The sequence below is a fragment of the Pseudomonas cerasi genome, assembly GCF_900074915.1.
Taxonomy (GTDB): Bacteria; Pseudomonadota; Gammaproteobacteria; order Pseudomonadales; family Pseudomonadaceae; genus Aquipseudomonas; species Aquipseudomonas cerasi.
This window is the reverse complement of the sequence record NZ_LT222319.1, coordinates 1,212,428-1,238,953: the sequence shown is the minus strand read 5'-3', so window position 1 is coordinate 1,238,953 and position 26,526 is coordinate 1,212,428. Positions and strand designations below refer to the sequence as shown.

General features: G+C 57.2%; 27 protein-coding genes. 9 read left to right on the top strand and 18 right to left on the bottom strand.

Annotated features, from left to right (window positions below):
- Positions 1 to 5: 5 nt before the first annotated feature.
- Both PCPL58_RS08100 and PCPL58_RS08095 read left to right on the top strand, forming a co-directional pair.
- On the top strand, positions 6 to 494 hold the full coding sequence (locus PCPL58_RS08100) for an NUDIX hydrolase (RefSeq protein WP_083188344.1): 489 nt from the start codon (positions 6 to 8) through the stop codon (positions 492 to 494).
- 484 nt (positions 495 to 978) lie between these two features.
- On the top strand, positions 979 to 3,225 hold the full coding sequence (locus tag PCPL58_RS08095) for a putative bifunctional diguanylate cyclase/phosphodiesterase (protein ID WP_065349193.1): 2,247 nt from the start codon (positions 979 to 981) through the stop codon (positions 3,223 to 3,225).
- A gap of 51 nt (positions 3,226 to 3,276) precedes the next feature.
- Here PCPL58_RS08095 and PCPL58_RS08090 read toward each other — a convergent pair whose 3' ends face one another.
- A complete protein-coding gene (locus PCPL58_RS08090) occupies positions 3,277 to 4,647 on the bottom strand; it encodes a GntT/GntP/DsdX family permease (RefSeq protein WP_060708740.1) in 1,371 nt (456 codons plus the stop codon).
- 318 nt (positions 4,648 to 4,965) lie between these two features.
- On the opposite strand from PCPL58_RS08090, the gene PCPL58_RS08085 reads away from it, so the two are divergent.
- A complete protein-coding gene (locus PCPL58_RS08085) occupies positions 4,966 to 6,222 on the top strand; it encodes a sensor domain-containing diguanylate cyclase (protein ID WP_065349192.1) in 1,257 nt (418 codons plus the stop codon).
- A 105-nt stretch (positions 6,223 to 6,327) separates the two neighbouring features.
- On the opposite strand, the gene PCPL58_RS08080 is transcribed toward PCPL58_RS08085, so the two are convergent.
- Positions 6,328 to 8,067, bottom strand: a complete 1,740-nt coding sequence (locus tag PCPL58_RS08080) for a dipeptidase (RefSeq protein WP_065349191.1) — start codon at positions 8,065 to 8,067, stop codon at positions 6,328 to 6,330.
- 267 nt (positions 8,068 to 8,334) lie between these two features.
- Positions 8,335 to 8,772, bottom strand: coding sequence for a GNAT family N-acetyltransferase (locus tag PCPL58_RS08075; RefSeq protein ID WP_065349190.1), 438 nt, complete (start codon positions 8,770 to 8,772; stop codon positions 8,335 to 8,337).
- Positions 8,773 to 8,924: 152 nt separating this feature from the next.
- On the opposite strand from PCPL58_RS08075, the gene PCPL58_RS08070 reads away from it, so the two are divergent.
- Positions 8,925 to 9,134 (top strand): hypervirulence associated TUDOR domain-containing protein, encoded by a 210-nt coding sequence (locus tag PCPL58_RS08070; RefSeq protein ID WP_003433541.1) that lies wholly within the window; start codon positions 8,925 to 8,927, stop codon positions 9,132 to 9,134.
- A gap of 109 nt (positions 9,135 to 9,243) precedes the next feature.
- On the opposite strand, the gene sodC is transcribed toward PCPL58_RS08070, so the two are convergent.
- The 3 genes from sodC to PCPL58_RS08055 form a co-directional block, all read right to left on the bottom strand.
- Complete coding sequence (gene sodC / locus PCPL58_RS08065; RefSeq protein ID WP_065349189.1) at positions 9,244 to 9,762, bottom strand: superoxide dismutase family protein; 519 nt, start codon at positions 9,760 to 9,762, stop codon at positions 9,244 to 9,246.
- Between the two features lie 243 nt (positions 9,763 to 10,005).
- Positions 10,006 to 11,016 (bottom strand): zinc-dependent alcohol dehydrogenase family protein, encoded by a 1,011-nt coding sequence (locus PCPL58_RS08060; protein ID WP_003365244.1) that lies wholly within the window; start codon positions 11,014 to 11,016, stop codon positions 10,006 to 10,008.
- A gap of 63 nt (positions 11,017 to 11,079) precedes the next feature.
- On the bottom strand, positions 11,080 to 11,388 hold the full coding sequence (locus PCPL58_RS08055; RefSeq protein WP_017277782.1) for an ArsR/SmtB family transcription factor: 309 nt from the start codon (positions 11,386 to 11,388) through the stop codon (positions 11,080 to 11,082).
- 145 nt (positions 11,389 to 11,533) lie between these two features.
- Between PCPL58_RS08055 and PCPL58_RS08050 the strand changes: the two genes are divergently transcribed.
- The gene (locus PCPL58_RS08050; RefSeq protein WP_065349188.1) at positions 11,534 to 12,328 is read left to right on the top strand and encodes a transporter substrate-binding domain-containing protein; all 795 of its coding nucleotides are present in this window, start codon (positions 11,534 to 11,536) and stop codon (positions 12,326 to 12,328) included.
- Positions 12,329 to 12,445: 117 nt separating this feature from the next.
- Positions 12,446 to 13,444, top strand: coding sequence for an ATPase (locus PCPL58_RS08045; protein WP_065349187.1), 999 nt, complete (start codon positions 12,446 to 12,448; stop codon positions 13,442 to 13,444).
- 56 nt (positions 13,445 to 13,500) lie between these two features.
- On the opposite strand, the gene PCPL58_RS08040 is transcribed toward PCPL58_RS08045, so the two are convergent.
- The 10 genes from PCPL58_RS08040 to PCPL58_RS07995 all read right to left on the bottom strand — a co-directional run bounded on the left by PCPL58_RS08040 (position 13,501) and on the right by PCPL58_RS07995 (position 22,284).
- Positions 13,501 to 14,520 (bottom strand): branched-chain amino acid aminotransferase, encoded by a 1,020-nt coding sequence (locus PCPL58_RS08040; protein WP_003433547.1) that lies wholly within the window; start codon positions 14,518 to 14,520, stop codon positions 13,501 to 13,503.
- 148 nt (positions 14,521 to 14,668) lie between these two features.
- On the bottom strand, positions 14,669 to 15,310 hold the full coding sequence (locus PCPL58_RS08035) for a CatB-related O-acetyltransferase (protein WP_065349186.1): 642 nt from the start codon (positions 15,308 to 15,310) through the stop codon (positions 14,669 to 14,671).
- A 37-nt stretch (positions 15,311 to 15,347) separates the two neighbouring features.
- The gene (locus tag PCPL58_RS08030; protein ID WP_065349185.1) at positions 15,348 to 16,232 is read right to left on the bottom strand and encodes a glycosyltransferase family 2 protein; all 885 of its coding nucleotides are present in this window, start codon (positions 16,230 to 16,232) and stop codon (positions 15,348 to 15,350) included.
- Between the two features lie 255 nt (positions 16,233 to 16,487).
- Positions 16,488 to 17,375: a heme o synthase gene (cyoE, locus tag PCPL58_RS08025; RefSeq protein WP_003314082.1), complete on the bottom strand. Its 888-nt coding sequence runs from the start codon at positions 17,373 to 17,375 to the stop codon at positions 16,488 to 16,490.
- Between the two features lie 10 nt (positions 17,376 to 17,385).
- The gene (gene cyoD / locus PCPL58_RS08020; RefSeq protein ID WP_003409003.1) at positions 17,386 to 17,718 is read right to left on the bottom strand and encodes a cytochrome o ubiquinol oxidase subunit IV; all 333 of its coding nucleotides are present in this window, start codon (positions 17,716 to 17,718) and stop codon (positions 17,386 to 17,388) included.
- Positions 17,718 to 18,350 carry a cytochrome o ubiquinol oxidase subunit III gene (locus tag PCPL58_RS08015; RefSeq protein WP_042930342.1) on the bottom strand — a complete coding sequence of 211 codons (633 nt, stop codon included), beginning with the start codon at positions 18,348 to 18,350 and terminating at the stop codon, positions 17,718 to 17,720. Before PCPL58_RS08015 ends, cyoD begins: the two co-directional genes overlap by 1 nt.
- 3 nt (positions 18,351 to 18,353) lie before the next feature.
- The gene (gene cyoB / locus PCPL58_RS08010; protein WP_065349184.1) at positions 18,354 to 20,366 is read right to left on the bottom strand and encodes a cytochrome o ubiquinol oxidase subunit I; all 2,013 of its coding nucleotides are present in this window, start codon (positions 20,364 to 20,366) and stop codon (positions 18,354 to 18,356) included.
- 3 nt (positions 20,367 to 20,369) lie between these two features.
- On the bottom strand, positions 20,370 to 21,311 hold the full coding sequence (gene cyoA / locus PCPL58_RS08005) for a ubiquinol oxidase subunit II (protein WP_003433560.1): 942 nt from the start codon (positions 21,309 to 21,311) through the stop codon (positions 20,370 to 20,372).
- Between the two features lie 10 nt (positions 21,312 to 21,321).
- Positions 21,322 to 21,522: a hypothetical protein gene (locus PCPL58_RS30765; protein ID WP_003314077.1), complete on the bottom strand. Its 201-nt coding sequence runs from the start codon at positions 21,520 to 21,522 to the stop codon at positions 21,322 to 21,324.
- 252 nt (positions 21,523 to 21,774) lie between these two features.
- A complete protein-coding gene (locus tag PCPL58_RS07995; protein ID WP_003365269.1) occupies positions 21,775 to 22,284 on the bottom strand; it encodes a disulfide bond formation protein B in 510 nt (169 codons plus the stop codon).
- Between the two features lie 611 nt (positions 22,285 to 22,895).
- Here PCPL58_RS07995 and PCPL58_RS07990 point away from each other — a divergent pair.
- From PCPL58_RS07990 to PCPL58_RS07980, 3 genes are all read left to right on the top strand, one after another.
- Positions 22,896 to 23,792 (top strand): chemotaxis protein, encoded by an 897-nt coding sequence (locus tag PCPL58_RS07990; RefSeq protein ID WP_003365270.1) that lies wholly within the window; start codon positions 22,896 to 22,898, stop codon positions 23,790 to 23,792.
- 65 nt (positions 23,793 to 23,857) lie between these two features.
- Positions 23,858 to 24,319, top strand: a complete 462-nt coding sequence (locus tag PCPL58_RS07985; protein WP_065349183.1) for a GNAT family N-acetyltransferase — start codon at positions 23,858 to 23,860, stop codon at positions 24,317 to 24,319.
- Between the two features lie 117 nt (positions 24,320 to 24,436).
- Entirely contained in the window at positions 24,437 to 25,192 is a 756-nt protein-coding gene (locus PCPL58_RS07980) for a YkgJ family cysteine cluster protein (RefSeq protein WP_065349182.1), read from the top strand.
- 17 nt (positions 25,193 to 25,209) lie between these two features.
- Here PCPL58_RS07980 and PCPL58_RS07975 read toward each other — a convergent pair whose 3' ends face one another.
- Together PCPL58_RS07975 and PCPL58_RS07970 are read right to left on the bottom strand one after the other, a co-directional pair.
- The gene (locus PCPL58_RS07975; RefSeq protein WP_003365273.1) at positions 25,210 to 25,434 is read right to left on the bottom strand and encodes a hypothetical protein; all 225 of its coding nucleotides are present in this window, start codon (positions 25,432 to 25,434) and stop codon (positions 25,210 to 25,212) included.
- Between the two features lie 93 nt (positions 25,435 to 25,527).
- The gene (locus tag PCPL58_RS07970) at positions 25,528 to 26,526 is read right to left on the bottom strand and encodes a fimbrial protein (protein ID WP_065349181.1); all 999 of its coding nucleotides are present in this window, start codon (positions 26,524 to 26,526) and stop codon (positions 25,528 to 25,530) included.

Below are 26,526 nucleotides of genomic sequence, written 5' to 3'. Positions count from 1 at the left end.
GTTTCATGCCCAATTTCAAGGCAGACAAACCATTGCGTGAGCGCAAATCATCGCGCCTGTTAATCGTCAGTCCGTCGATGAGGGTACTGCTGTTCAGATTTCAGCATACAACCGGGGCGTTGGCCGGCGACAATTATTGGGCAACACCTGGAGGGGGCGTAGAGGACGGCGAAACTTTCGAGGCCGCCGCCCTGCGTGAACTGCGCGAAGAAACCGGCATCAGGGTCAATTCGATTGCCGGGCATGTTGCCAACAGACGTTTTCCGATGCTCCTCCCTGATGGTGAAACCGTACTCGCCGTTGAGCGGTATTACGTTGTGCACACAGAGCGTCAGATAGTCTCTCGATCAGAATGGACGCTGCAGGAAACTCAGGTCATGACAGAGCATCATTGGTGGTCCGCCAATGAACTGAACTCGACAATGGAAATCATCAAGCCCGATAACCTAGTGAGAGTACTCGAGAAAGCGGGTGTCTTTAAAACTCAGCGCTAGCAGCATCGTAATGCCACAACGGGTATGACTGCGAACGACTCCCTCAACTTCTCTGCACGGGCCATTCATATAAACAAGCCAACTTCGACTATCTGCCTTGCACTCTCTCTCGGCAGTAAGGCTAGCACTCCATCCGGACATCCACTCTTCCATGCAACCTTTTGAAACCCGCCCTGTCGTAAACATTAGTGCGTAATAGCACTTAGGCATCAGCAAGAACTCACTGTATTAAACATGAGCCGTAACAGCAGGTGCGATCCGCAGCTGACTGAGGGGTACGTTATCCAGTAGGTCACTCGTCGCTTCGACCAAACGTCTTTTAGCAACATCAAGTCTGTACGTGGTGCTGGCTGAAAAAAATCAGCTGAACCCGTCAGACGATCTCTCAGCGCAGCTGGAAGAGGTCCACGGAACGCGTCCACGGCTTATGCGCTGCCGAACAGGATCCGGACTATACATGCATGCCATTCAGGAATAGCGATCGATGAACTCTCAGGGCTATGAGCACGACCACGTCATACCAAAGAATATTGAAGATGTTGCCAAGGTATTGCAGGCCGCTGCTCATTCCGCCTCGTGCAACGCCGCTTTGCTGATGGTATCCAGCGCTACAGGCTGGGAGCAGTTGGTCAGCGTTGGTCAAAGCCAGACCAAGGCGGACGAAGCATGGTTAAGGATGATCTCATCGTATGGAGACGTGGTGCTGGTCGGTCAGGACAGCCCGGCGAAGGCAATCGAAGCGAATGGCTCAGGGCCTACCCTGATCTACGTCGCGATTCGTGGCTTCAGGCATGAGTTGCTGGGCGCGATGTTGTTGAGCAACAGCGATGACGCAACAGTGCTGAGCGCAGCGCAACGTTATGCGCTGCAGGCCCAGGCTGTTCATATTCGTACTTACCTGCAACCGGGACGTGATGCCGAAGCCAATAACCCGCTGGTCACCTCGTTCGAACGCCTGCGCTTGCTTGAATCGGTTGTCATCAACGCCAATGACGCGATTCTTATCACCGAAGCGGAACCCATCGATCTGCCCGGCCCGCGTATCGTCTATTGCAACCCTGCGTTTCTGGCAATAACCGGTTTCACGGAAGACGAAGTCATAGGTCGCACGCCACGGATTCTGCAGTGTGAGGACACCAGTCGGGCAACGCTGGACGTTATTCGCGAGGCTCTCAGTCACTGGCGACCGGTTGAAGTCGAACTGCTCAACACCCGCAAGGATGGCAGCCAGTTCTGGGTCGAGCTGAGCATTGTGCCGGTGGCCAACGAAAAGGGCTGGTTCACTCATTGGGTATCCGTGCAGCGCGATATCACCGAGCGCAAGGAGTCCCAGCAACTGGCTCAGCGAGCTCGGCTGGAGTGGGAGGAAAAGCTTGCGTTACAGAGCCGGCTGGAGGAACGCGAGCGTATTTCCGAAGAGCTGACCTATATCGCTTTTCACGATGAGCTGACCTCACTGTTCAACCGCGCTTACCTGATGAACGAATTGACCACGGCCTTTGTAACCCGTGACTCTCGTTACGAACGGGCAACGGTACTCTTTCTGGACCTGGACGGCTTCAAGGTGGTCAACGACAGCATGGGGCACCTGGCCGGTGACAAGTTGCTCAAGGCGGTCGCGAACCGATTGCAGACCTGCGTTCGCTCGAATGACGTTTTGGCGCGAATCGGCGGCGACGAATTTGCAATTCTGCTGATGGGCAAGGATCAGCCGGAGACTGCCGTAAAAATGGCTGAACGTATCGTCAGTCAATTGCACACGGCAATACAGATCGAAGGCCAGGACATTTTCATCTCGTGCAGCATCGGCATTGTCACCGCAGGTGAAAGCCATACCAAGCCCGAAGAGTTGCTGCGTGACGCCGATGTCGCCATGTATTCCGCAAAAAAACAGGGCAGAGGACGCTGGAACATTTTCAACGCCTCGATGCGCGAGGCGGCCATCGACACGCTGGTGATTCAGAATGCATTGCGCCAGGCACTGGAAAACAAGGATTTCCTGGTTTTTTATCAGCCGATCTACAGCGGCGACTGTGAGCATCTGGTGGGAGCCGAAGCCCTGGTCAGATGGAACCACGCCACCATGGGCATCATTTCCCCCGATGCGTTTATCCCGATTGCCGAAGACCTCGGGATCATTCATGAGTTGGGGGCCTGGGTGATGCATCAGGCCTGTAGCGAAGTGCAGGCTTGGCGCAAGCAGTTCCCTCACCTGGACCTGAGGCTCAATGTCAATGTGTCCGGAAAAGAGTTGAGCCATCCCGGGTTCGTCGATCAGGTGACACGGATCATCGCCTCCACCGGCCTGCCTGCGGGCCAGCTGCAGATCGAGGTCACCGAATCGGTGTTTCTCTATCAGCCTGACGCGATCGCGGAGATTCTCCGACAGATCAGGCAGCTCGGCGTGAGAGTAGCGCTGGATGACTTCGGTACGGGTTACAGCTCGCTCGGCTACATCGACCGTTACCCGATCGATGCCGTGAAGATCGATCGCTCCTTCGTGTCCCGAATGATGACGTATGAGCGCAGCGAAGCCATTGTCAGCAGCATCCTGTCGCTGGGCCGAGCACTGGATCTGGATATCACGGCGGAAGGTGTGGAGACAGCGGAACAATACAACCTGCTGCGCAAAATGGGCTGCCCTTACTTTCAGGGTTATCTGTTGAACAGGCCGATGCGCTTAGAGGCACTGTTGCATATCATCAAGTCCGCAGCCGAATGCACTGCCTGATTTACGCCGACGTTGATGGGCCGGAATGATTCCCGGCCCTCCCGCAGGGCTTCACGTCAGCCAGTGCCACAGCAGCAATGTCCCGATCAGCCCGACCACCGAAACGATGGTCTGCAACACCGACCAGACCCAAATGGTTTGCTTGAGTTGCAGGCCGAAGTATTCGCGGACCATCCAGAAGCCTGCATCGTTGACGTGGCAGAAGAACACCGAGCCGGCACCGATCACCAGCGCCACCAGTGAGGCCTGCACCGGCGCAAGCCCGGCCATCATCGGCGCGAGTATGCCTGCGGTCGTGGTGGTCGCCACGGTCGCGGAACCAGTGGCCTGACGCAGTGCCACGGCAATCAGCCAGGCGAGCAGCAGATAAGGCATGTGCGCACCTTCCGCTACTTTGCTGATGGTCTGGCTGACTCCCGCATCCAGCAACGTCTGCTTGAGGCCGCCACCCGCGCCGATGGTCAGCAACAGTACCGCGATGGGCGCGAGGCTTTTGCGCAATGTACCGCCGACGTGTTCACGGGAAAGCCCGTTGGCCCAGCCCAGACAAACCGTTGCCGCCAGCACCGCGATACCCAGCGCTACCAGCGGCTCACCGAGAAACTTCAAGGTCAGCGCGATGTTGCTTTCAGGCTCCAGGGCGATCTTGGCAAAGGTGCTGCCGAGCATGAGGATCACCGGCAAAAGGATGATCAGCAGCGAGATGCCGAACCCTGGCTGGCGACTGGTTTCAGGCTTGGCACTGAACAATTCACCGAGCTCGGCCGGCTCTGCAACGTGCATGCGTCCGGACAGCCAGTTGCCGTACAAGGGACCAGCGAGAATCACCGCAGGCACGGCAATGCACAACCCCAACAGCATGGTCAGCCCCAGATCGGCATGCAACGCGCTGACCGCAATCAACGGGCCGGGATGCGGGGGCATCAAAGCGTGCAAGGTGGTCATACCCGCCAGTGCCGGAATCGCGATTTTCAGCAGCGGCTGACCGGACTGACGCGCCATGACGAAGATGATCGGCACCATCAGCACCAGACCGACTTCAAAGAACAGCGGCAAGCCGATGACCATCGCCACCAGCGCCATTATCCAGGGCAACATGCGGCCCTTGCCCAGCCTGAGCAAGGTGGAAGCAATACGATCCGCCGCCCCCGACTCGGCCATCAACGCACCAAGCATTGCCCCCAGCGCGATGATGATTCCGGCCTCGCCAAGGATGCTGCCCGCGCCTTTGCTAAAGGCTTTTGCGACAGCCTCGGCTGGTAAACCCGCGCCGATACCGGCGATGAACGTGCCGACGAGAATGGAGAGAAAAGGTGGCAACCGGGTAGCGCTGATCAGCACGATGATCGTGGCAATGGCAATCAGGCAGCAGATAATCAGACGGGTGTCGTGAAACACCCAGGCAGCAGACGACAAATCCAACGCAGACCTCCTGGCATTCGTTTTTTCAGGACGCTTTTCAGCGAGTACCCCGAGAGAATCAGAAACAATTAGTTTCAATTGATCGAACGATACCGGAATGCGACATCGCGTCGCAGTTAATATTTGCCAAACCGCTCAGATACTTGGGCGCTGCACGGGGAGTCATGCGCGCGTTTTTTCTTGGAGGTATAGTGCCCGTGCAACCAGTGCTCGGTGCCTGCGGTCCAACTCACTGCACCCATTGTCCAACCGGCATTGCGTCACACATTATCTGATCAGAGCCGCGATCAATTAACGGATCACTCGACAGGAAATCAGATGACCTCATCCAGTCAGCGTCTTGCCTTGCTTGAAGCAGTTGTCGAACAGTCATTCAATGCCGTATTGATCACCGACGCCAATCTGGCCAATGGCGGCCCCTTCATTGTGTACGTCAATCCGGCATTCTGCTCCATGACCGGCTACACGGCCGAGGCATTGATCGGTGCCTCGCCACGGATCCTGCAAGGCCCGGACACCGATCCTCAAGTGATCGAGCGGATGCGCGAATGCCTGAGTGAAAGCCTTTTTTTCGAAGGGTCGACAGTCAATTACCGCGCGGACGGAAGTCCTTACATCGTCGAATGGAAAATTTCTCCCGTGCGCGACGATGCAGGTTCGGTGTGCAACTTTGTCTCTGTGCAGCAGAACATCAGCCCGCGCATCCGGGCCGAGCGTGAGCAACACCTGCTGGCGCAGGCACTGAACGCTGCGCTTGACCCGATTATCATCACCGACTGCAATTCCACCATCGTGTTTGCCAATGAGGCTTTTCAGCAGATCACTGGCTACAGCAGCAGCGAAATCCTCGGCGAAAACCCGCGGATACTGAGCTCTGGAAAACACGATGAGGCGTTCTATGCGCAATTCAAGGAAGCGCTGAAGAGTGGCGCCCCGCTTCGCACGACCTTCATCAACAAGCGCAAGGATGGCTCGCTGTTCTATGCGGAACACAGCATTTCTCCGCTGTGTAACCTGGAGGGCGCAATCACCCACTACGTCAGCATCAGCCAGGATGTGACCACACGCCTGGGCCGTGAACAAAAGTTGCTGGAGATTGCTCACAGCGATCCGCTGACCGGGCTGGATAACCGTCGCTCAGCCGAGCATACGCTTGAGCGACAGATACCTGCGGTGAGTATGTCGGGCAAGCCGTTCAGTCTGATCATCTGCGATATCGATCATTTCAAGGCGGTCAATGACCGGTACGGCCATCCTGCCGGTGACAGCGTAATCACCAGCGTTGCGGCCATCCTCAAACAGCGTATCCGCCTGTTGGACGTCGCCGCCCGATGGGGAGGAGAAGAGTTTCTGATCCTGGTGCCCGACAGCTCGTTGAAACAGGCGGCCGAACTCGCGGAGCGCATTCGCAAGAGCGTTGAAAGCCTGGTGATTCCGGAAACAGGGTCGGTGGCCATTTCTCTGGGCGTTGCAGAACTGAGCGCCGGGGAAACGGCCGCCAGCCTGATTCAGCGCGCAGACCAGGCGCTCTATCAGGCCAAGCGTCTGGGCCGCAACCGTGTGGAATGCGCTTAGGCAAGGACCCGGCTTTCTTCTTCATCCGCGTCGTTCGCCCACGCATCGGAGTGAACACCGCTCATCGAAACCGGGCCTGTCATTGCAACAGGCCCGGACATCGTGTCAGAGCTTCGGCAACTGCCCGATACGCCCCATCATCTCGGTGACGATCTGCAGATCCAGCAAGAACTGTCCGGTGGTCTTGAACTCGTTATCCGTATGGCCGGTGTATTTGACTTCGGGTCTTGCCAGACCGAACTGCACACCGTTGGGTAATGAATGGATCGACGTAGCGCCAGCCGACGTGCCAAAGGTGTGCTCCATGCCGAGATTTTCACTGGCAACAGCCAGCAGCGCCTTGACCCACTCACCCTCGGGATTGCGATACATCGGCTCGGCGATGGAATAGTCAAACACTGGCTTGATAGAAGTTTTTGTACTCCAGGCCTCGAGCTTTTCAGCGATTTCGGATTCAAGGACCTGCGGGGACTTGCCCTTCGGCACACGCAGATTGACCGCCAGTTTGAACGCCTTTTCATCCATTGCTACGTAAGTCAGGGATGCGGTCAGAGGCCCCATGAAGTCGTCGGAGAACCCGACGCCCAACTTGCTGCCCAGATAATCGAGCCCCCAGTTGTCAGCGGCATAGCGGGCAGCGTCGGTGATCTGGTTCTGTTTGAGCGCAACCTTGCCCCGCAGACTGTTGATGAAGTCCAGCATCCTCGCGACCGGGTTGACGCCGGACTGGGGTGCCGACGAGTGTGCGGATACACCGGTGACCGTCAGCTTGACGTCTTTGCCGTCGACGCGGGCATCGACCTCGAAGTCGCCGCCATTACTTTTCACGTACTCGGCACCGGCCTGTTGCAGGCTGGCAGCCAGCTCGGCAGGCTTGTCGGTCACCAGAGTGGCCACCGACTTCGATGGAATCTGATTGGTGGCCATGCCCCCGGTCATTGAAACGATCTCGGCGCCCTCGCCCTCGGCTTGGCGTCGAGCAAAGCTGGCCATGACCGTGCCGTAGCCTTTTTCTGCGATCACGACGGGATAACCGCCATCCAGCGCCAGGTTGTAGGCGGGCGTCGGGTTACGCTCAAAATAGTACGGGATGGCGTCGCCGGCCGTTTCTTCCGTGGTATCGATCAGCAACTTGAAGTTTCTGGCCAGCGGCAGCTTTTCTTCCTTGATGACTTTCATGGCATAAAGCGCCACCACGATACCGTTCTTATCGTCCTCGGTGCCGCGTCCATACATGCGATCACCGATCAACGTCACCTTGAACGGGTCCAGACGAGTGCCGTCAGGCAAGACCCAGTTGTCCAGCGTGACCGGCACAACATCGGCATGCACATGAATGCCCACCACTTCGTCACCGGCCCCGTCGAGCGACACTTCATACACACGGTTATCGACGTTACGGAACTTCAGATTGAAGCCCTCGGCCAGGCGCTTGATCGTGTCGGCGATCTTTATGAACGCCGGGTTTTCATGCTGGGCAACGCCGTCGACACGGACAGTGGGAATCGCCACCAGCTCGCGCAGGGTTTCAGTAGCCGCGCTGCCATACTTCATGCGGGTATACAGACCAAGCAGACGATGAATATCGTTCTGTTGCGATGCGGAAAGTTGCTTGTTGTCGAGAAAGGCGCTGATGGCCGGGCCAAAATCGGCAGTTTTCACCACATCAGCGCTGGCGAGATTGTTCAGAAACTGCCTGAAATCCTTTACCGATGTCTCACTGAATGTCTGGAGAATGACAGCGCTCTGTTGTGCAGTGACAGTGGCATTTGCCAGACTGGCGAACGACGAGAGACTGGCCAGTATCAAGGTGGAGGCAGCCAGTTTTTTGAGTGACAGGTTCATTATTGAAGGCATTCCTTGGCAGGCAACGTGCGGATTTTCTGATCGTTTGATCAGGAAGCGTTTCAACTTACACCAAGAGCAGTGATGCGAGAATCCCCTTCTAAAACGAAGCGATGCACTGGAGTGCTCATATGATTAAGCTGCTGATGCGCCTGAAAGCGCGCTTCGACCGAAAGTCCAAGGGGCTAATGCAGGGGCGTGAAGTTCATTGTGCTTCGCAACAAGCAGACGGTGTGTCGGGCCATAGCAGTGCACACCTGACTTCTTTCACATGCGCTCCTGTGCACCGAACGATTTCAATAGCGTATGTCGGCTCCAGGGGCCACAGTAGCGTGGAAGACATGCGATCGGCACGTAACCGCAACGCGCGTACCATCTGGCAACATCGTCATCCAGCGTTTCGATCAGAGCGTCAGTACAGCCTCGCTCGATGGCCAACGCTTCAAGCCTATTCAGGGTCTGCGCCCCGAGCCCTTTTCCGCGCCACCCGGCATCGATCCACAGGTAACTCACAAACAGCCGCTGGAACTCGGTTCGGCCTGTGGCGCCGCCAATCAATAGATCGTTCTCCATGATCATGCAGGCAATAGGATCAGCCATTCCCCCTTTCGCTTCGGACAATGCGCGGCCGTGTTGCAAGACGCCGTCAGCAACAGCCCGAGTTTGATCATCAATAATCTGTGCGCCTGTATGCCACTTCCTCATGTAATCACTTCCTTGATAACGGACTGCAGATACATGAGCAAGATAAAGGCCAGGCACACGATCAACCGCAGTGAATTCTTCCCGCGCCGGACACTCAGAACAATACCGAGCGAATGCTGCAGATCATTCGCTCCCCACTTGAGGAAGTCTGAATGACCACCGCATTCAAAGTTGGCGACGCCGTACACTGGAACTCCGAGGCGGGCCAGGTGCATGGCAAAGTCACTAAAGTACATGTGAAGGACGTTGAGTTCATGGGCAAACATCGGCCTGCTTCAAAGGACGATCCGCAGTACGAAGTGAAGAGCGACAAGACCGGCCATTCGGCGATGCATCATGGGGATGCGCTCAAGCACGCGTGATTGCTCCGCGACGCGTTGTGGAGAGAACGGTGTAGCGCACGTCTCACTTACGCGAGAAAGCTTTACCGATTGGCGCGCCTGCACCCGAAACGGATGCAGGCACGGTCCGTCAGATCACGCCACAGGCAGCACGATCACCGCCACCGCCCAGAGGTGCGGGGTGGTCGGAATGGTTGTCGCCGCCGGTGTGAACCATCAGCGCGTGGCCTTTGACTTCCGAGAGTTTCTTCAGGCGTGGGGCAAGCACCGGGTAAGTTGCAGTGCCGTCAGCAGCCACGTACAGCGCAGGCAGATCGCCTAGACGGCCATCGGCGTAAGGACCCAGATGCTTGCCGGTCTTGCCCGGGTCGAAGTGACCGCCAGCCGCGAGGGCTGCGACCTTCTTGCCGTCCTTGGTGCCCGCTTCGCAACTGCCGTTTTCATGCACATGAAAACCGTGGATGCCCGCAGGCAGCTCTTTCAGATTCGGAGTGAACAGCAAGCCGTATTGCGTTTCGCTCACCGTAACGCTGCCTACAGGTTTGGGGGCGCCATCAGCGCTGACCAGATTGATCGGAACGTCCAGCGATGCAGCCTGAACACCGAAGGAGAAAACGCCAAGCAGACCTAGCAAAAGATGAGGTTTCATAATTTCAATGCGTCCCTGATCTGATAATCGAATTGAACGTGGCGCCAGGCAGCACTGATGCTGCACAGCACGAACGTCTTTCATGCCACAGAGGTGTGACCACAGACCGGCGAACTTGATGCGAGGAAATGAGCGGGGAGTACTTGGGAAAGTAATGCAAAACATCACAACTGGCCTGCCGACACCAGGGTCGGCAGGCCAGCGCTGTTCACCTGTGCTCAGTTAACAGCACAGTGTTGCGGATCAGATATCCAGGCAGATCTTGCCGAAATGCTGATTGGTTTCCTGGTAACGGAACGCTTCGACGATGTCGGTCATCGGGAAGGAACGGTCCATGACTGGACGCATGCCATTGGCATCGATGGCCCGGATCATGTCCTGTTGCTGAGTGCGACTGCCGACCAGAACGCCCTGCATGCGCAGCTGTTTGACCAGCGCCGGGACGAACTCCAGTTGGCCGGCAACACCGCTCAGAATACCGATGACCGAGATATGGCCAGCGACCCGGGCCGCGTTCATGGAGTGCTGCAGTGTCGAGGGCCCGCCCACGTCGATGATGTGATCCACGCCACGGCCGCCGGTCAGCTTGCGCGCCGTCTCGCCCCAATTGCTGTCCTTGCGGTAGTTGATCAGGTGATCAGCGCCCATGGCTTGCAGACGCTCCAGCTTTTCATCACTCGACGACGTGGCGATAACGGTCGCACCGACCATCTTGGCGAACTGCAACGCGAAAATCGATACACCACCAGTGCCCTGCACCAGAACGGTATCGCCGGCTTTCAGCGCGTCATCGACCATCAGCGCACGCCATGCGGTCAGACCGGCGGTGGTCAGCGTGGACGCTTCAGCATGGCTGTAGCCCTTTGGCGCAAGGGTGAACGAGGTGGCACGGGCAGTCACCTGCTCGCGGGCATAACCGTCGACGCCATCACCCGGCACCGTGACAAAACCTTCGACCAGCGGCTCGCCGCTGATCCATTCCGGGAAGAACGTGCTGACCACTGAGTCGCCAACCGCGAACTCGCTGACGCCCTCGCCCACTGCAGTGACTACGCCTGCACCATCGGCCATGGGAATGCGTTTTTCCGTCGGTGCCCACATGCCGGTAACGACCGCGAAGTCGTGATAGTTGAGCGAGTTGGCATGCAGACGCACAGTGATCTCACCGGCTTTCGGTGCCAGTACTTCGCTTTCGCCCACGCTGACCTGATCGTAGCCGCCGCCAGCCTGCACGTAGATGGTTGTATTGCTCATGGTCAATCTCCTATCAATTCAACATTACGCAAAATGACGAAATGTATAAATAACGCTCAAAGCCTAGAGTTCTTTCTTGAGCCTGTCGGCAAACCGGTCTATGGCCTGCTCGTCACGGCGAAAATAAGTCCACTTGCCGATCCTCGTTGCCTGAACCAGCCCGGCACGTTGCAGGATGGCCAGATGCGCAGACGCGGTAGAAGCCGACAGGTTGGCCTTGGCCTGAATGTGCGACACACACACGCCTATCGCCGGATCACCGTGGTCCTGGGGAGGGAAATGGGCTTGCGGGTTTTTCAGCCACTCCATGATCAACATGCGAGTGTCATTGCCGACCGCTTTGATTTGCTCAAGAATCATGGGGCACAACATTACGCTTTTTTACGAAATGTTCAACCCCTGATTTCCCTCCCCCGGCCAACGGCATGTTTTGATTACAGCTTCACAGCGGCCTGACAAATGAAGCAATCTGTCGGCTCCAATAAAACCGACTGCACCGCTGAGAGCATCCAGACTCATGATGAATCTTAAATACAGCGCACTGACCGCCCTGCTGCTGGGCATCACAGGCATGGCTCAGGCTCAGGCTCAGGACTACACCTCGCATCTGGACAAGGTGCTGCAAGCTGGCCAGTTGGCTGTCTGCACCACAGGCGACTACAAGCCCTACACCCTGCTGCGCGAAGACGGTGAGTACGAAGGCATCGATATCACCATGGCCCGTTCACTGGCCAAGAGCCTGGGGGTGAAGGTGCAGTGGGTGCCCACGACCTGGAAAAACCTGATGCCGGACATGGTGGCCGGTAAATGCGACATAGGTATGGGTGGCATCTCTGTGAGTCTGGAACGCCAGAAAAAAGCGTTTTTCAGCAACACACTGGACGTCGATGGCAAAATCCCGCTGGTCCGCTGCGCCGATCAGGCGCTGTATCAGACGGTCGAGCAGATCAACCAGCCCTCTGTGCGTTTGATCGAACCCGCCGGTGGCACCAATGAAGCCTTCGCTCGCGCTCATCTGCCAAAGGCGTCCCTGGCATTTCACGACAACAAGACCATCTTCCAGGAGCTGCTGGACAAGAAAGCTGACGTGATGATCACCGATGCTTCCGAAGCGCTCTACCAGCAGAAACGCATGCCCGGCCTGTGCGCGGTCAATCCGACCCGCTACATGCAATACGGCGAAAAGGCCTACCTGTTGCCACGTGACGATGTCACCTGGAAAGGCTACGTGGATCAGTGGCTGCATCTGAGCAAGGCCACCGGCGAGTATCAGCAGGCGCTGGGAGAATGGCTGGCAGTGCCCGCCGAGTGAGTGTGAAGTGGTTTTGCCGGGCACTGCCTTCGACGTCCTGCTGTGCAATGGTTGCAAGGCGTGTCCGGGTGAAATAGCGTGTTAAGGCAACTCTCACTGGAAGGCAGCCAAACGAGCATGAAGCCCAGCAAACCCATCACCCGTGCGTACTGTGTGGAACTGCAGCAGGAGCTGTCGATCGCCGCGGCGCGACGCGAATACTTCTCTCAGGAACCGCCACGCGCACGGTTCGAGTTTCTCTGCTCGACCGAGGCGTGCAGGGCAATGGGCGCGAAGGTCACCGGGGTTCGCTATGACGTGAAGCCACAGGACAACCCGACCTTCGTCGCCGCGCACTTTCGCGCCAACCCACATTACGACCATCACCCGGGCTGCGAATGGGTGGATGAGCGCGCAGAAGCAGAGGAAGAACCGAACGAGCCGGTCGAAGAAACCGATGTACAGACACGCCTGCGCAAGGCCAAACGCAAGCTGGACGATTACATCGATATCTTCGACCCGTTCATCAAGGCGCCGACCAAGGACACGTCCGGCCCGGAAAAGCCCGATGCTGGCGCTCAGCGCCCCGCTGCAACGCTTCCAGTCACAGAACCTGCCAAGGCACCGATTGCTCGCTACAGCGAAACGCGCACCAACAATCTGGAGCGGCTGGTGGACAGCTATCGGCAGGCCAAGGCCGAGCTGTCACTGGAAGACTTCAAGCTGTTGAAGCTGAAAATTCCGGGCCTGGGCGAAGTGTCGCTGCGCTCATATTTTCGCCATATCAAATACGCGCAGTCAGGCGATAACGGCCGGGTGCTGTTCGGCGGCGGCCTAATCGAGCAGCGGTACGGGCTGGGCTTCAAGTTCAGGTTCTTCGACCGTCTTGACGGCAAACTGGTGACGCTCTACGTGTCGCCCGCGCAGATGCAGGCCTATCGCTCCAGCCGTTACATCAGTGAGCTGCTGAGCCACGCGGATGACGTGAAGTTTTTCACGGTGTACGCGCTGGGAACGGTCACACAGAGCCCGTCAGGCAAAAGCTATGGCCTGGAGGTCGACGACTTGCGACATTTGGCGATTGTGCTGGGGCCGGCTAAAGAACCGGTTGAGCAAGGAAAAACACCTGAAGCCTGAACGTGTGGTCGGTGGTCGTTCCTGCGTTCGACGCTGGAACGATCCGGGTCAGCTCATCAGACCTTGACGATCCAGCCGGCTGGCGCCTCGATGTCACCGGACTGAACGCCGGTCAGCTCCTTGTACAGACGCTGAGTGACAGGGCCGACTTCGGTCTGGCTGTAGAACACGTGCAGGTTGTCCTTGTAGGAAATCCCGCCGATCGGAGTAATGACCGCAGCCGTACCGCATGCGCCTGCTTCCTTGAACTCGCCGATCTGGTCGATGAACACATCGCCCTCTTCGACCGTCAGGCCCAAACGGGATTTCGCCAGTTCGATCAACGAAAGTCGGGTGATACCCGGCAACACTGATGGCGACTTGGGCGTCAGGAACACATCGTCCTTGGTGATGGCAAAGAAGTTGGCTGAACCTACTTCCTCGATCTTGGAGTGGGTCTGTGGATCGAGATAGATGCAATCTGCAAAGCTGTGCTTCTTGGCTTCGGAACCGGGCATCAGGCTGGCAGCGTAGTTACCGCCGACCTTGGCCGCACCTGTGCCGTTGGGCGCAGCACGGTCGTAGCCGGAGATGACGAAATTGTTCGGCTTCAGGCCGCCCTTGAAATAGGCGCCCACCGGAATGCAGAAGATCGAGAAGATGAACTCAGGCGCCGTACGCACGCCGATGTTGTCACCCACACCGATGACGAACGGGCGCAGGTACAACGCGCCGCCGGAACCGTAAGGCGGGATGAAGCGTTCGTTGGCCTTGACCACCTGTTTGCAGGCGTCGATGAATACATCGGTCGGGACGTGGGGCATCAACAGGCGGGAGCAGCTGCGCTGCATGCGCTGGGCGTTCTGATCGGGACGGAACAGATTGATCGAGCCATCCTTGCAGCGGTAGGCCTTGAGGCCTTCGAAGCACTGCTGACCATAATGCAGCGCGGTCGACCCTTCGCTGATATGCAGCGTGTTGTCCTCGGTCAGTGAGCCCTGATCCCAGGCACCGTCGCGCCAATGAGAAAGGTAGCGCTTGTCAGTCTTGATGTAATCAAAACCCAGAGTGTCCCAGTTGATGCTTTCTTGACTCATAACGCCCTCTATCATTTTAGCGACTGCCTGGTCGAGTCAGGCCAATGCCTTATTCTGCCAGATCATTCGGGCCATGAGGCTCGAAATAAATGCAAACCGACATGGCATTTCTGAAGCAGCTCCGAACGCACAGGCGCTTTTCGTCCAGTCAGTTGCCCACTGGCCGTGATGTGGCCTGGCGCCGGCGAACATATGAGAGAAAGGCTTCCATATCACCGCTGCACAAGGTCCGTGCCACAGATTTGACCTCCTCCATGGGCCAGTCCCACCAGGCCGTTTGCAGCAGCAGTTGACGAACATCCTCTTCAAAGCGCCAACGGATGAATTTGCACGGATTGCCACCGACAACCGAATAGGGGGCCACATCGCGCACAACCATCGCGCCGGCACCGACGATTGCACCGTGACCTATCGTGACGCCCGATACGATGAGCGCGTTGGCGCAGATCCAGCAGTCACTGCCAATGGTGACATCACCCTTGCTGGGGGAGTAATCCTTGATATCTGCCAATTGCTCGACCATGGCGGGAAATGGATAGGTCGTGATCCAGTCTGTGCGGTGCTCACCCCCCAGCAGAATCCTCACTCCTTCGGCAATCGAAGTGTAGGACCCTACACGCAGCACGGAGTCATCACCAAACTCGACGATATCCGGCGTGCCATATGTGCCTACCCCCACTTCAGCTCGCGGGTATTGCAGTCTGATCTTCTCCGCAAGCCTCTCCAGTTTGTCAAGTTTGCGTAGCTGCTTGCGTATTTTTCTATTTTTTAACAGCTCGATGATTTTCATATCTTCAATCACATATGTTTTGACCAGCAGGCAGCGCCTACCGATAGCTCAACAGCAAACGCTTGCAGCGCCGCAAGGTCGTTCTGTTGATCTGCCTCCACGGAATGGACAACAGCAGACGCCAGGCATATCGCTTGTCCGCGACCGCGGCGTATTTCAAGGCCTTGTTGATGGCCTGAGTGCGACCGCTCTGGTATTCGCGATGGTCCCGGTAAGGCTCGATGCTTTTCAAGTCAGCCTCTAGCAACAACTTGTACTTGCGTGAAAGGTTGTTCGAGTGACGTCGGTAGCGCGTAACGATCTCGGGGAGCACATGAATTTCATAGCCCAGATGGGCTATTTTCAGTGTCGCCTGAAAATCCTGAACCTTTATCTGTGGGTCATAGCCGTTCGCATCCTTGATGGCCTTCATGCGGTACAGAGCGACCGGCGCGCCGACCACCACTGCGCCGCGCAATATGTCATCAAACGTCAGCCTCTCGATGTAATCGCGCGACTGACGTTTGATTTCATTGCCGTCACCATCCATGTAGCTGATCAATGCGCCGACACAGCCTACTGCGGGGTGATTGTCCAGATACTCGGCACGGATCCGCACCGATGAGGGAAGCATGATGTCATCCAGGTCCGGCGTGGAGAGGTAAACGCCTTTGGCATACCGCAGACCGTGGTTAAGGGCAGCACTGACACCCTGATTGGCCTGACGGTAAAGCTGGAAAGGATAGCGTTGCTGCAGGGACTCGAGCATCGCAATGCTGTTGTCGGTCGAGCCATCATCAACAACGATGACCTCGAAATTTCCGTAGTCCTGAGCAAAGATGCTCTGAATCGCAGCCTCAAGAAATCGCTCGGCGTTGTAGCAAGGGGCAACGATGGAAACCAAGGGGCTGGACGTGGGGTTCTGACTTTCTGAGGACATCATGGGTAGCAGCCATAATCATGATCAGCCCTGGCGGGCTCGGAAACCGGATATCTGTAACAGGTCGCTTGAAAACGGCACATCATGCGGCAAGCGCTCCTGATTTTCCATGAAAGGTCAAAAACGCCCTGCAAACAGGCGTTTACAAGCACTTCAACACTGCCGACACGCCCTGTGTTTCATCCAGTGTAGTTCGGCACTCGAAAAAAAACCCCGTTCTTCGCAGAACGGGGTTTTCATAACGCGTATCAGGAGGAATCAGAAGGCGTAAGTCACCAGCAATTCTTTTGTCACCTGAAAGTCAACCGACATCATCACGCTCAACGCTGTAATGGTGAAGATCGAAAACACGAACAACTTGCGAGCCCAGACAGTATCGTCAACGGCCTTGTAGCCCTTCCAGGCCATGTACAACCAGTACATGCCCATACCCGCTGCGACAGCCAGGTAATTGAGACCCGCATAGCCACCGACGGTCAGCATCAGGGTCGCTACGAGGAACGCCAGGATGTAGAGCATGATGTGGCGCTTGGTAACCAGAATGCCGCGCTTGACCGGCAGAACCGGGATCTTCGCAGCACGGTAATCATTGAAGCGGAAGATGGCGATCGCATACGAATGCGGCATCTGCCACAGGCTGAACATCACCAGTAGCGTCAGGGCCGCAAAGTCGAAGCTGTTGCTCACTGCGCAGTAGCCAATCACCGGCGGCATGGCCCCCGAGAGACTGCCCACCAGCGTGCCGTGAACGGATCTGCGTTTCAGGTACAGGCTGTAAAGGCCGACGTAAATCACGAACCCGATCACTGCAAACAGTGCGGCCAACGGATTGGCCTCGGTGTACAGCAGGCCAACGCCTGCAATACCGAGCAGGGTTGCGTAGAGCAGCGCCAGTTTCAGTGAAACCAGGCCCTGCACCAGAACCCGGTTACGGGTTCTTTCCATTCGCTGATCGATATCGCGATCGATGCAGTTATTGAACACACAACCGGACGCAACGACCAGGGAAGTACCGATGACAGCAGCGAGGAACACGCCGAAATCGATATTTCCCTTGGAAGCCAGAAAAAAGCCACCTGCCACCGAAAGCACGTTACCGAAAATGATCCCCGGCTTGGTGATTTGGATAAAGTGCTTCAGTGACATCTGGTATTCCTCAATGCGCCATCATTTCGCGGTGGACGCTGAAAATGATCCACAGCGACAAGCCGACCAGCAGGACGATAACCATCGTGGTAAAGGCGAAGGCCATCACGTTGTTACGCTGCACGCTCGTGAAGTCCAGATGCAGGAAGTAATGCAGGTGCACCAGGATCTGGATGATCGCGAAGACCAGAACGATTGCGATCGTCATGTCCTTCGGCAGTGAAGGTGACATCACCAGGGCAAACGGAATGGCGGTCAGGATGATCGACAGTACGAAACCGATGACGTACGACTTCACTGAGCCGTGACTATTGTCTTCAGCGGAGTGATGCGAATTTGACATTACAAAGCTCCCATCAGATAGACAACGGTGAACACGCCGATCCAGACAACGTCCAGGAAGTGCCAGAACAGGCTCAGGCAGCTCAGGCGCGTCTTGTTGGTGTTGGTCAGGCCCCTTTTCTGGACCTGGAACATCATGATCGCCATCCAGATCAGACCGCTGGTCACGTGAGCACCGTGCAGGCCTACCAGGGCGAAGAACGCTGACAGGAAGCCACTGCGGCTCGGACCGTAGCCCTCTTCGATCAGGTGATGGAACTCATAGATTTCCATGCCGATGAAGGCAGCACCGCACAGGAAGGTCAGTGCCAGCCAGCCCAGTACCTGGCTTTTATTGCCCTTGTACAGTGCCAGCATGGCGAAGCCGTAAGTGATACTACTGACCAACAGGAACGCGGTTTCCACAGCCACGAATGGCAGCAGGAAGATGTCCTGGCCCGATGGGCCACCCGCGACACTGTTGACCATCACGGCGTATACCGCGAAGAACGAGGCGAACAACACGCAGTCGGTCATCAGGTACAGCCAGAAGCCGTAGACCGTCATGCCACCGCTGTCGTGGTGATCGTCATGCCCATGATCATGGTCGTGACCGTGATCGTGGGCTCCGGAGTTGATTGCAATATTTGACATTGTTTAAACCTGTTCCAGCGAGGACTTGACAGGAGTGTATGCACCATTGGCCGCCAGGACCTTGTGATGCTCACCTTCAATACGCGCTACATCTTCAGCAGGCACCATGTAGCCCTGGTCGTCACGGACAGCGTGAGCAACGAAGACTGCAATGGTCGCAACCAGGCTTGCGCCTACCAGCCACCAGATGTGCCAGATGAATGCAAAGCCGAAGACCGTCAGCAACATACCCATGTACAGGCCGGTCGGCGTGTTGTTAGGCATGTGGATCGCCGAGTAGCGGGCAGGAACCTTGTAAGCGGTGCCGGCAAGTTTTGCGTCGGTGAACGCGTCAATGTCGTCAGCTTTTGGCAGCTCGGCAAAGTTGTAGAACGGTGGAGGCGAAGACGTGGACCATTCCAGGGTATGGCCATTCCATGGGTCACCGGTCAGATCGCGGTTGTTGTCGCGGTCACGGATACTCACGAACAGCTGGATCAGCTGCGAAGCGATACCCATTGCAATCAGAACCGCACCGAACAGCGCGACGTCCAGGTAGATGTTCCACTCTGGCATGTCGGTAGCGTTCAGACGACGAGTCATGCCCAGGAAGCCCAGCGCGTACAGCGGCATGAATGCGACGAAGAAGCCGACGATCCAGAACCAGAACGCAGCCTTGCCCCACTTCTCGTTCAGGGTGAAACCGAACGCTTTAGGGAACCAGAACGCGAAGCCGGCGATGTAACCGAATACCGCACCGCCGATGATGACGTTGTGGAAGTGAGCGATCACGAACAGGCTGTTGTGCAGCACGAAGTCAGCACCCGGGATCGCCAGCAGAACGCCGGTCATGCCGCCGATCGAGAAGGTGACCATGAAACCCAGGGTCCAGAGTACCGGCGGAGTGAAGCGCAGACGGCCCTGATACATCGTGAACAGCCAGTTGAACAGCTTCACACCCGTCGGGATCGCGATCAGCATCGTCGCCAGACCGAAGAAGGCGTTGACGTTGGCACCCGCACCCATGGTGAAGAAGTGGTGCAGCCAGACCATGAAGCCCAGGATACAGATCGCACCGGAGGCGAAGATCATCGACTTGTGGCCGAACAGACGCTTGCCGGAGAACGTCGAGATGACTTCCGAGAACACGCCGAAGGCCGGCAGGATCAGGATGTACACCTCAGGGTGACCCCACGCCCAGAACAGGTTCACGTACATCATGGGGTTACCGCCCATTTCGTTCGTGAAAATGTGGAAGTCAAGGTAGCGGTCAAGGGTCAGGAACGCCAGGGTAGCGGTCAGGATCGGGAACGAAGCCACGATCAGGATGTTTGCCCAGGTGCAGGTCCAGGTGAAGATCGGCATGTCCATCAGTTTCATGCCAGGGGTACGCATCTTCAGAACGGTCACGAGGAAGTTTACCCCCGTCAGCGTCGTACCTAACCCGGATAACTGTAGCGCCCAGATGTAGTAGTCAACCCCTACGCCAGGACTGTATTGCAACCCGGAGAGAGGCGGATACGCGACCCAGCCGGTCTTGGCGAACTCACCGACACCCAGGGAGATGTTGATCAGCAGCATACCTGCGACCAGCAGCCAGAAGCTCAGGGAGTTCAGGAACGGGAACGCCACGTCGCGAGCGCCGATCTGCAGAGGCAGAACGATGTTCATCAGACCCGTGAAGAACGGCATCGCCATGAAGATGATCATGATCACACCGTGAGCGGTGAAGATCTGGTCATAGTGTTCAGGCGGAAGGAACCCTTCGGAACCGTTCTGGGCCATCGCCAGTTGGGTACGCATCATGATGGCGTCGGCAAAACCGCGCAGCAGCATGACCATGGCAACGACGATGTACATCACGCCGATTTTCTTGTGGTCGACAGAGGTCAGCCATTCAGACCACAAGTACGTCCACTTGCGGAAATAGGTGATCAACCCGACAACCGCAATGCCGCCGAGCGCGATCATGGCAAGTGTCACCATGACTATGGGCTCGTGGAACGGCACCGCTTCCAGACTTAATTTGCCAAACATCGTTTACTCCTCTGCCCCAGCAGCTGAATTTTTGCCTTTTTCCGCACCAGCGTCACCGGCCACTTCCTTCTCACCAGCAACAACCTTCTTGCCTGGATTCATACCTTCATACTTGTCGATGACGATCTGGAACAGGTTCGGGGTGACCGAGGAAAAGAGTTCGACAGGGTTGCGTTCGCTCGGCTTGATCAACTCGGCGTATTCGGCCGTGCCAAGCTTTTTAGGTGAGCTCTTGACTTCGCTGACCCAGCTGTCGAAATCAGCCTGGCTGGTAGCGATGGCCTTGAACTTCATGCCGGTAAAGCCTGCGCCACTGTAGTTGGCCGAAATACCGTTGAATTCGTGATTCTCGTTGGCAATGAGATGCAGCTTGGTGTGCATGCCCGCCATCGCGTAGATCTGACCACCCAGACCCGGGATGAAGAACGAGTTCATCACGCTGTCGGAGGTCACCTGGAAGTTGATCGGAGTCTTGGCAGGGAACACGATCTTGTTGACCGTGGCGATGCCGTAGTCCGGATAGACGAATACCCATTTCCAGTCAACCGAGATCGCCTGGATGGTGACCGGCTTGACGTCCGAATCAAGCGGACGGTAAGGGTCCAGCGAGTGAGTCGAAACGTAAGTGATGTACCCCAGGAAGACCAGCAACAGCATGGGTACGCCCCAGACTGCGATTTCGATCTTGGTGGAGTGAGACCAGTCCGGCGTGTACTTGGCGGCCTTGTTCGACGCGCGATACTTCCAGGCGAAGATCAGGGTCATCAGGATGACCGGGATCACGACAATCAGCATCAGCAACGTTGCGATTACGATCAGGTTCCGCTGCTCGATACCCACCTGCCCTTTTGGATCGAGCAGAGGTACGCCATCGCATCCACTGAGCAAAAGCATACAGAAAAGGGCCAAGAAGCCAAAAAACCTGGGGTACCTTTTTTTACTCATTTCACGACCTCTAAAAGCAGCTTGCGCGGTGCAGTTGGGTTTCGACCGCCAACACTTCGCCCTGCCAGTGCCGGCTAATTTTTTTGAATTGAACAAGGGCCGCCAGTACGCACAGCGGCGTATCGACAAGTCCGGGTTTAGCTATGGATTCTTGTTTTTTGAGTTGCTGGAACTGCCCAAAACTTCGGGCAGACGCTTTCGACGCGGCCATTATACGCCCTCAGAGGCAAGCGTTGCGCTGCCTGTTCAGAGTGCACAGGGGACGCTCCAAGCCTCAAAATGCTGATCGTTCGGCCAAGCTGAACGACAAGTGACGGGGATTGTAGATACGTAAATTTTTAATGACTATGCCTAATTTTGTAACAGTTATTCTCTATATGCGTAACAATCGTCTTGCAAACGCCTCATTTCACTCGAAAAAAGCCCCGTATTCACGGGGCATTTTTTGCGAAAGCCCCTGTAGTTAGTAAGGTTTGCGGCGATTGCGAATGATGCACGCCGGTACCAGAACTGCGGTCAGGACAAACGCCGTCAGCGCCCATTGCGCGAGTGACAATCCGAGAACCGGCGGATATGGCGTCGTGCAGAAACCGCTGACCTGAAACCCTGTAGGGAACAGTGTAGCCAATGGCAGGCCATCGACAATTGGCTGCAGCACGTCGATACCGCAGCTGTCGGACGGATGGGCGAGGATCCAGACATGCCGGCCGGCCGCGGCAATGCCGCCAAGGGCGCTGAGGGTAACCAGGGTTTCAAACGCCGTGACGCTGCGACGCCCGGGCATGGCCGCGCCGATGAACGCAAAAATGGCGATGAACAACAGCGCGTAACGCTGCAGGATGCACAACGGGCAAGGCGCTTCGCCCAGGACGATCTGCATGTACAGGGCGCCGCCGATCAGCGCCAGGCAGATAATCCCCAGCAAAACCAGAAAGCGCTTTTCGCGTCTCAGGTACAACGTGTTGTCGCTCATTCACATACCTTACTGAACTGATGAAAGGGTTGGTCAACGCCATGCAGCGTGCGTCAGCAACCTGAACGGGGGTGGACGGCCTGGCTGAGCCGAGGCGTGCGCGATGATCATCTGTCTGATCCGGCAACTCAAGCATTGGCCAGCCATACGGACGCATTTGCCAGCCGGATGGTCTGCGCGTCGGCAGATCCACGACCGACAGGACGTTTTTGCGGGAGCCGGAAGCAATGCCCTTCTATATATAGAGGGGTGCGTCAGTTTGTCGCAGCTCTTCTTCTATATATAGCTGCGGTATTTTGTCGCAGGGTGCCTTTCTGGCAAAGCACTACTGCGTGCGAACCCGCGACGCAGGTTGTCGGAATGCAGAGAGCGACAATCTGCCGCCCTCCTCCGGTTTGACGCAACCGAAGCCAGACTGCCACTATCGGGACGTGGGCAGTCAGTTTGTCGGGCCCGCCGCGGTGTAGTGCAACGACTTCCAATGGCAAGCGGACGGCGTGCTCGGCTGTCGGTTAAAAATCCTCAAGCCAGCCCGTCTCAGGTCGATAACCTGTCATAGAAAGTTGTTTGCCGCTACCAGGCGACGAAACACCTACAGCCAGAAGGTTCATATGTCCAAGAACGTCCGAGCAGATTCACTTTCGCTGCTCCTCTTCACGTTGCGCAGCGGCAAGCTGATGGCGATCAACCTGCTCAAGGTCAGCGAGATTATCCCCTGCCCTCCCCTGACCCATCTTCCCGAATCGCACCCGCACGTCAAAGGCATCGCGACGTTACGTGGCTCGTCACTGTCGGTTATCGATCTGAGTCGTGCGATCGGCGAGCGTCCGCTGGCCGATCCCGACGGTGGCTGCCTGATCGTCACGGATGTCAGTCGCTCGAAGCAGGGCCTGCACGTTCAGGCCGTCAGCAAGATTGTGCATTGCCTGACCACCGATATCCGTCCGCCGCCCTACGGGTCGAGCAGCAAGTCGTTCATCACCGGGGTCACTCAGGTCGACGGCGTGCTGGTGCAGGTGCTGGACATCGAAAAGGTGATCCACGGCATCGCCCCTGCGCAGATCGTCGTGCAATCGACGGAGCTGGCCAAAGAGGATGCGGAACTGCTGAGCAAGGCGCGGATTCTGGTCGTCGATGACAGCCAGGTTGCCCTGCAGCAGTCGATCATTACCTTGCGTAATCTCGGCATCGAATGCCACACGGCGCGCAGTGCCAAAGAAGCTATCGATGTTCTGCTCGACCTGCAGGGCACTGCACGGCAGATCAACGTGGTGGTTTCCGATATCGAGATGTCGGAAATGGACGGCTACGCCCTCACCCGCACACTCCGGGATACGCCGGACTTCAGTGACCTGTACATTCTGCTGCACACCTCGCTCGATAGCGCGATGAACAGCGAGAAGTCCCAGGTCGCCGGGGCCAATGCCGTGTTGACCAAGTTCTCGTCACCCGAGTTGACCAAATGCCTGATCGAGGCCGCACGTACGGTGGTCGCCCAAGGGCTCTGATCCCTGAGCGCACAGCGACACAACGTCCGAACCTGACCGACGCATCCGCCGCGCATTACTGGCTGATGCGTCGGGATCTTGCAGTGCCAGTATCATTCGCAGCCTGGCCGCATGGCATCCAGCCACACCCCTTCACCATTGAGCGAGCCTCAGAGGTTCATCGCCTGCTGACCCTGGGTTACGGCAGCGCGGCAGGCTGCGTTCCGGATTATCCGGACTGGCTGGCCGCCTTCGAACACGATCCGGAATGCGACCCGTCGCTGTGCTTTCTGGCCATGCGTGATGCAACGGTAGTCGGTGTGATCGTGTGCTGGACCAGCGCATTCATCAGGGACTTGGTCGTGCACCCTGGTGTGCGACACAGCGGGATCGGCCACGCCCTGCTCAATCACCTGTTCGTCCATCTGCGTACGCGCAACGAAGCATCTGTCGACCTTCACGTCATGGAAAACAACCTGGCGGCGCGGCGTCTTTATGAGAAATCCGCAATGGCCTATCTCAAGCGTTTCGACATCCCTGCAGCCTGAACGCGCTGTTGACCCGCCCGGCGACTGGCGCACAACTTGCTTCCGGAGAGGTATCAAGCAAGTGAGTGACCAATTGTTGTCGCCCACCACATACCTCTTCGACGGATCATCGAGATAATGAACACCAAGTTTTCCTGCGTGGGTTGTGGCGGCTGTTGCACCGACCATCACGTACCGCTGACGCTCGGCGAAGCCACGCAGTGGGCAGCAGATGGCGGCAACGTCATCGTTCTGACCGAGGCATTTTTGAGCAATGGCTACGGGGTCTCCGAGACCCAGCTGACCCATGCCAGCCGTCGCTCGACCGAGGTGAGCAGTGGCAGCACGACAGCCTTCGTGGCGATCACCTTCGCGGCCTACAACGTGGGGCGCTGCCGGAATCTTGACGAGAAGAACCTGTGCCGCATCTACGAGCGTCGGCCGCTGGTGTGCCGAATCTATCCGATGGAGATCAACCCGCACATTCCGTTACGCCCGGACAGCAAAGGCTGCCCGCCAGAGTCCTGGGAGCAGGGTCCTGACCTGATCGTCAACGACAGGCTGGTCGATACGCAACTGATAGACCTGATCGAACAGTCGCGTCAGGCCGACCGGGATGAGATAGAGACCAAACAGCTGATTTGCCAGAAGCTCGGCATCCGTACCACCGCCCTCAAGGGCAACGGTTTCGTCGCCTATCTGCCGGACATGGGCGCGTTTGCCGCTGCCATCGAAGAAGTCGCAAATCCTGCGCAGGATGAGCGAGCCCAGGGCTCGAAGTGGAAGTTTCACGTGGCCGGCCAGCACGTCCTGGACACCCTGCAACAGGAAGGTGCCGAAGTGACTGACCGGCAGCCGGTTTCCTACCTGTTCATCCCGTTGCAGGCTGCCTGACAGGATCAATCAGGCAATCAGCGCTTGCCCATCGACCTGCGGGTGCCGGCCGGCGCTGCGCCCGGGGTCTTGTGGTGGCCGTGCTTGTTGGTTTTCTGATGCCACGCCGGCTCCTTTTTGGCCTGGGCAAACTCCGAAGGCTTGAACGGAAAGCTGAAAGGCGCAATGACAGCCTTCTTTTCAGTGTCTGCGGCGGAGTCGGCTGCGGCGTCTTGAACAGGGGGTTGTTCAGGAGTGGTCATGGTGTCACCAGAAAGTCGAATTGGCCGGGCAAATGCCCGCGGCCGCGCAGCATACATCAATCGCCGCACAACCGCCCGAGCCTCCTGTCGCCGTCATTTGTAGAACAGATCGACCATCACTTCGGCATTGAACGGTCCGGGCCGTGGCGTGCTGGTGTTCCATAGCAGTTCGGCATTGAAGTCCGCCCTGGCAGTGTTGGTTTCGCCCAGCAATTCCGCCAGATGGAAGGGTTCGTTGTAGCGTAACGGCTGACCATTGACTGCGCTGGTCATCCGGATCCCCAACGAATCATTACCGACAGGGATCAGCAGCTCGCCAGACAGAGTGCCTGTCACCGGCCTGAAACGCGCGTCGATGCTGAAGGGCGAATCGCAGCTGCGACTGGTCAGCAGGGAGAATGTCTGGGTGGCAGTCACTTTGCCAATGGCTACCTGATGTATCGCAACATCGCCAAATTCCACGCTTTCCGGGAGCACTTGGAGATCGGCATCGCAGGCCACGAACCTCAGCCCCCGCAGGTTATTGATCACATAACTGAGGCTGCGCCCTGACAGCCGACTCGGGTCTGTCGCGCCGCCCAGCTGAAAAAACCGGTAATCGAGCAGATCACTGGCCACGCCGGAGGACGGTGTAGCGCCGAACTTCTGGATGAACACCGAAAACGCCAGGCTGAAGCGCACCTTAGGGCAGTTGTCGAGCGTGCTCTCACCCTCACGACACATCGGCAGGTAGCTCCCGGTACTGATCCGTCCACCGCCTTGCAGGTGATCGATGCCCTGCAGCGTCATCCCGGCGCGAATCCCCTGACCGATCAAACGATTGTCCGGATTCAGGTAGATAAAAATCTCCTCCGCGCCGGACTGCCAGCCCTCTCTCGCGCATTCGACCTGAACAGTCAGGGGTTCGGAACGCCATACCACTTCCCCGTCAGGACTCGACTCCGGGATTGCCACCGAACTGCTCAGGTCATCGTGAATTTCAGTTTCGCCCGTCCCTTGAGTGGTACAGATCAGCGCGAAAGTGGAAGCCGGATGCAGTAACAGCACCACGGCAAGGGATCGCAGCCAGCCTCCGGCAGAGAGATGTTTCAT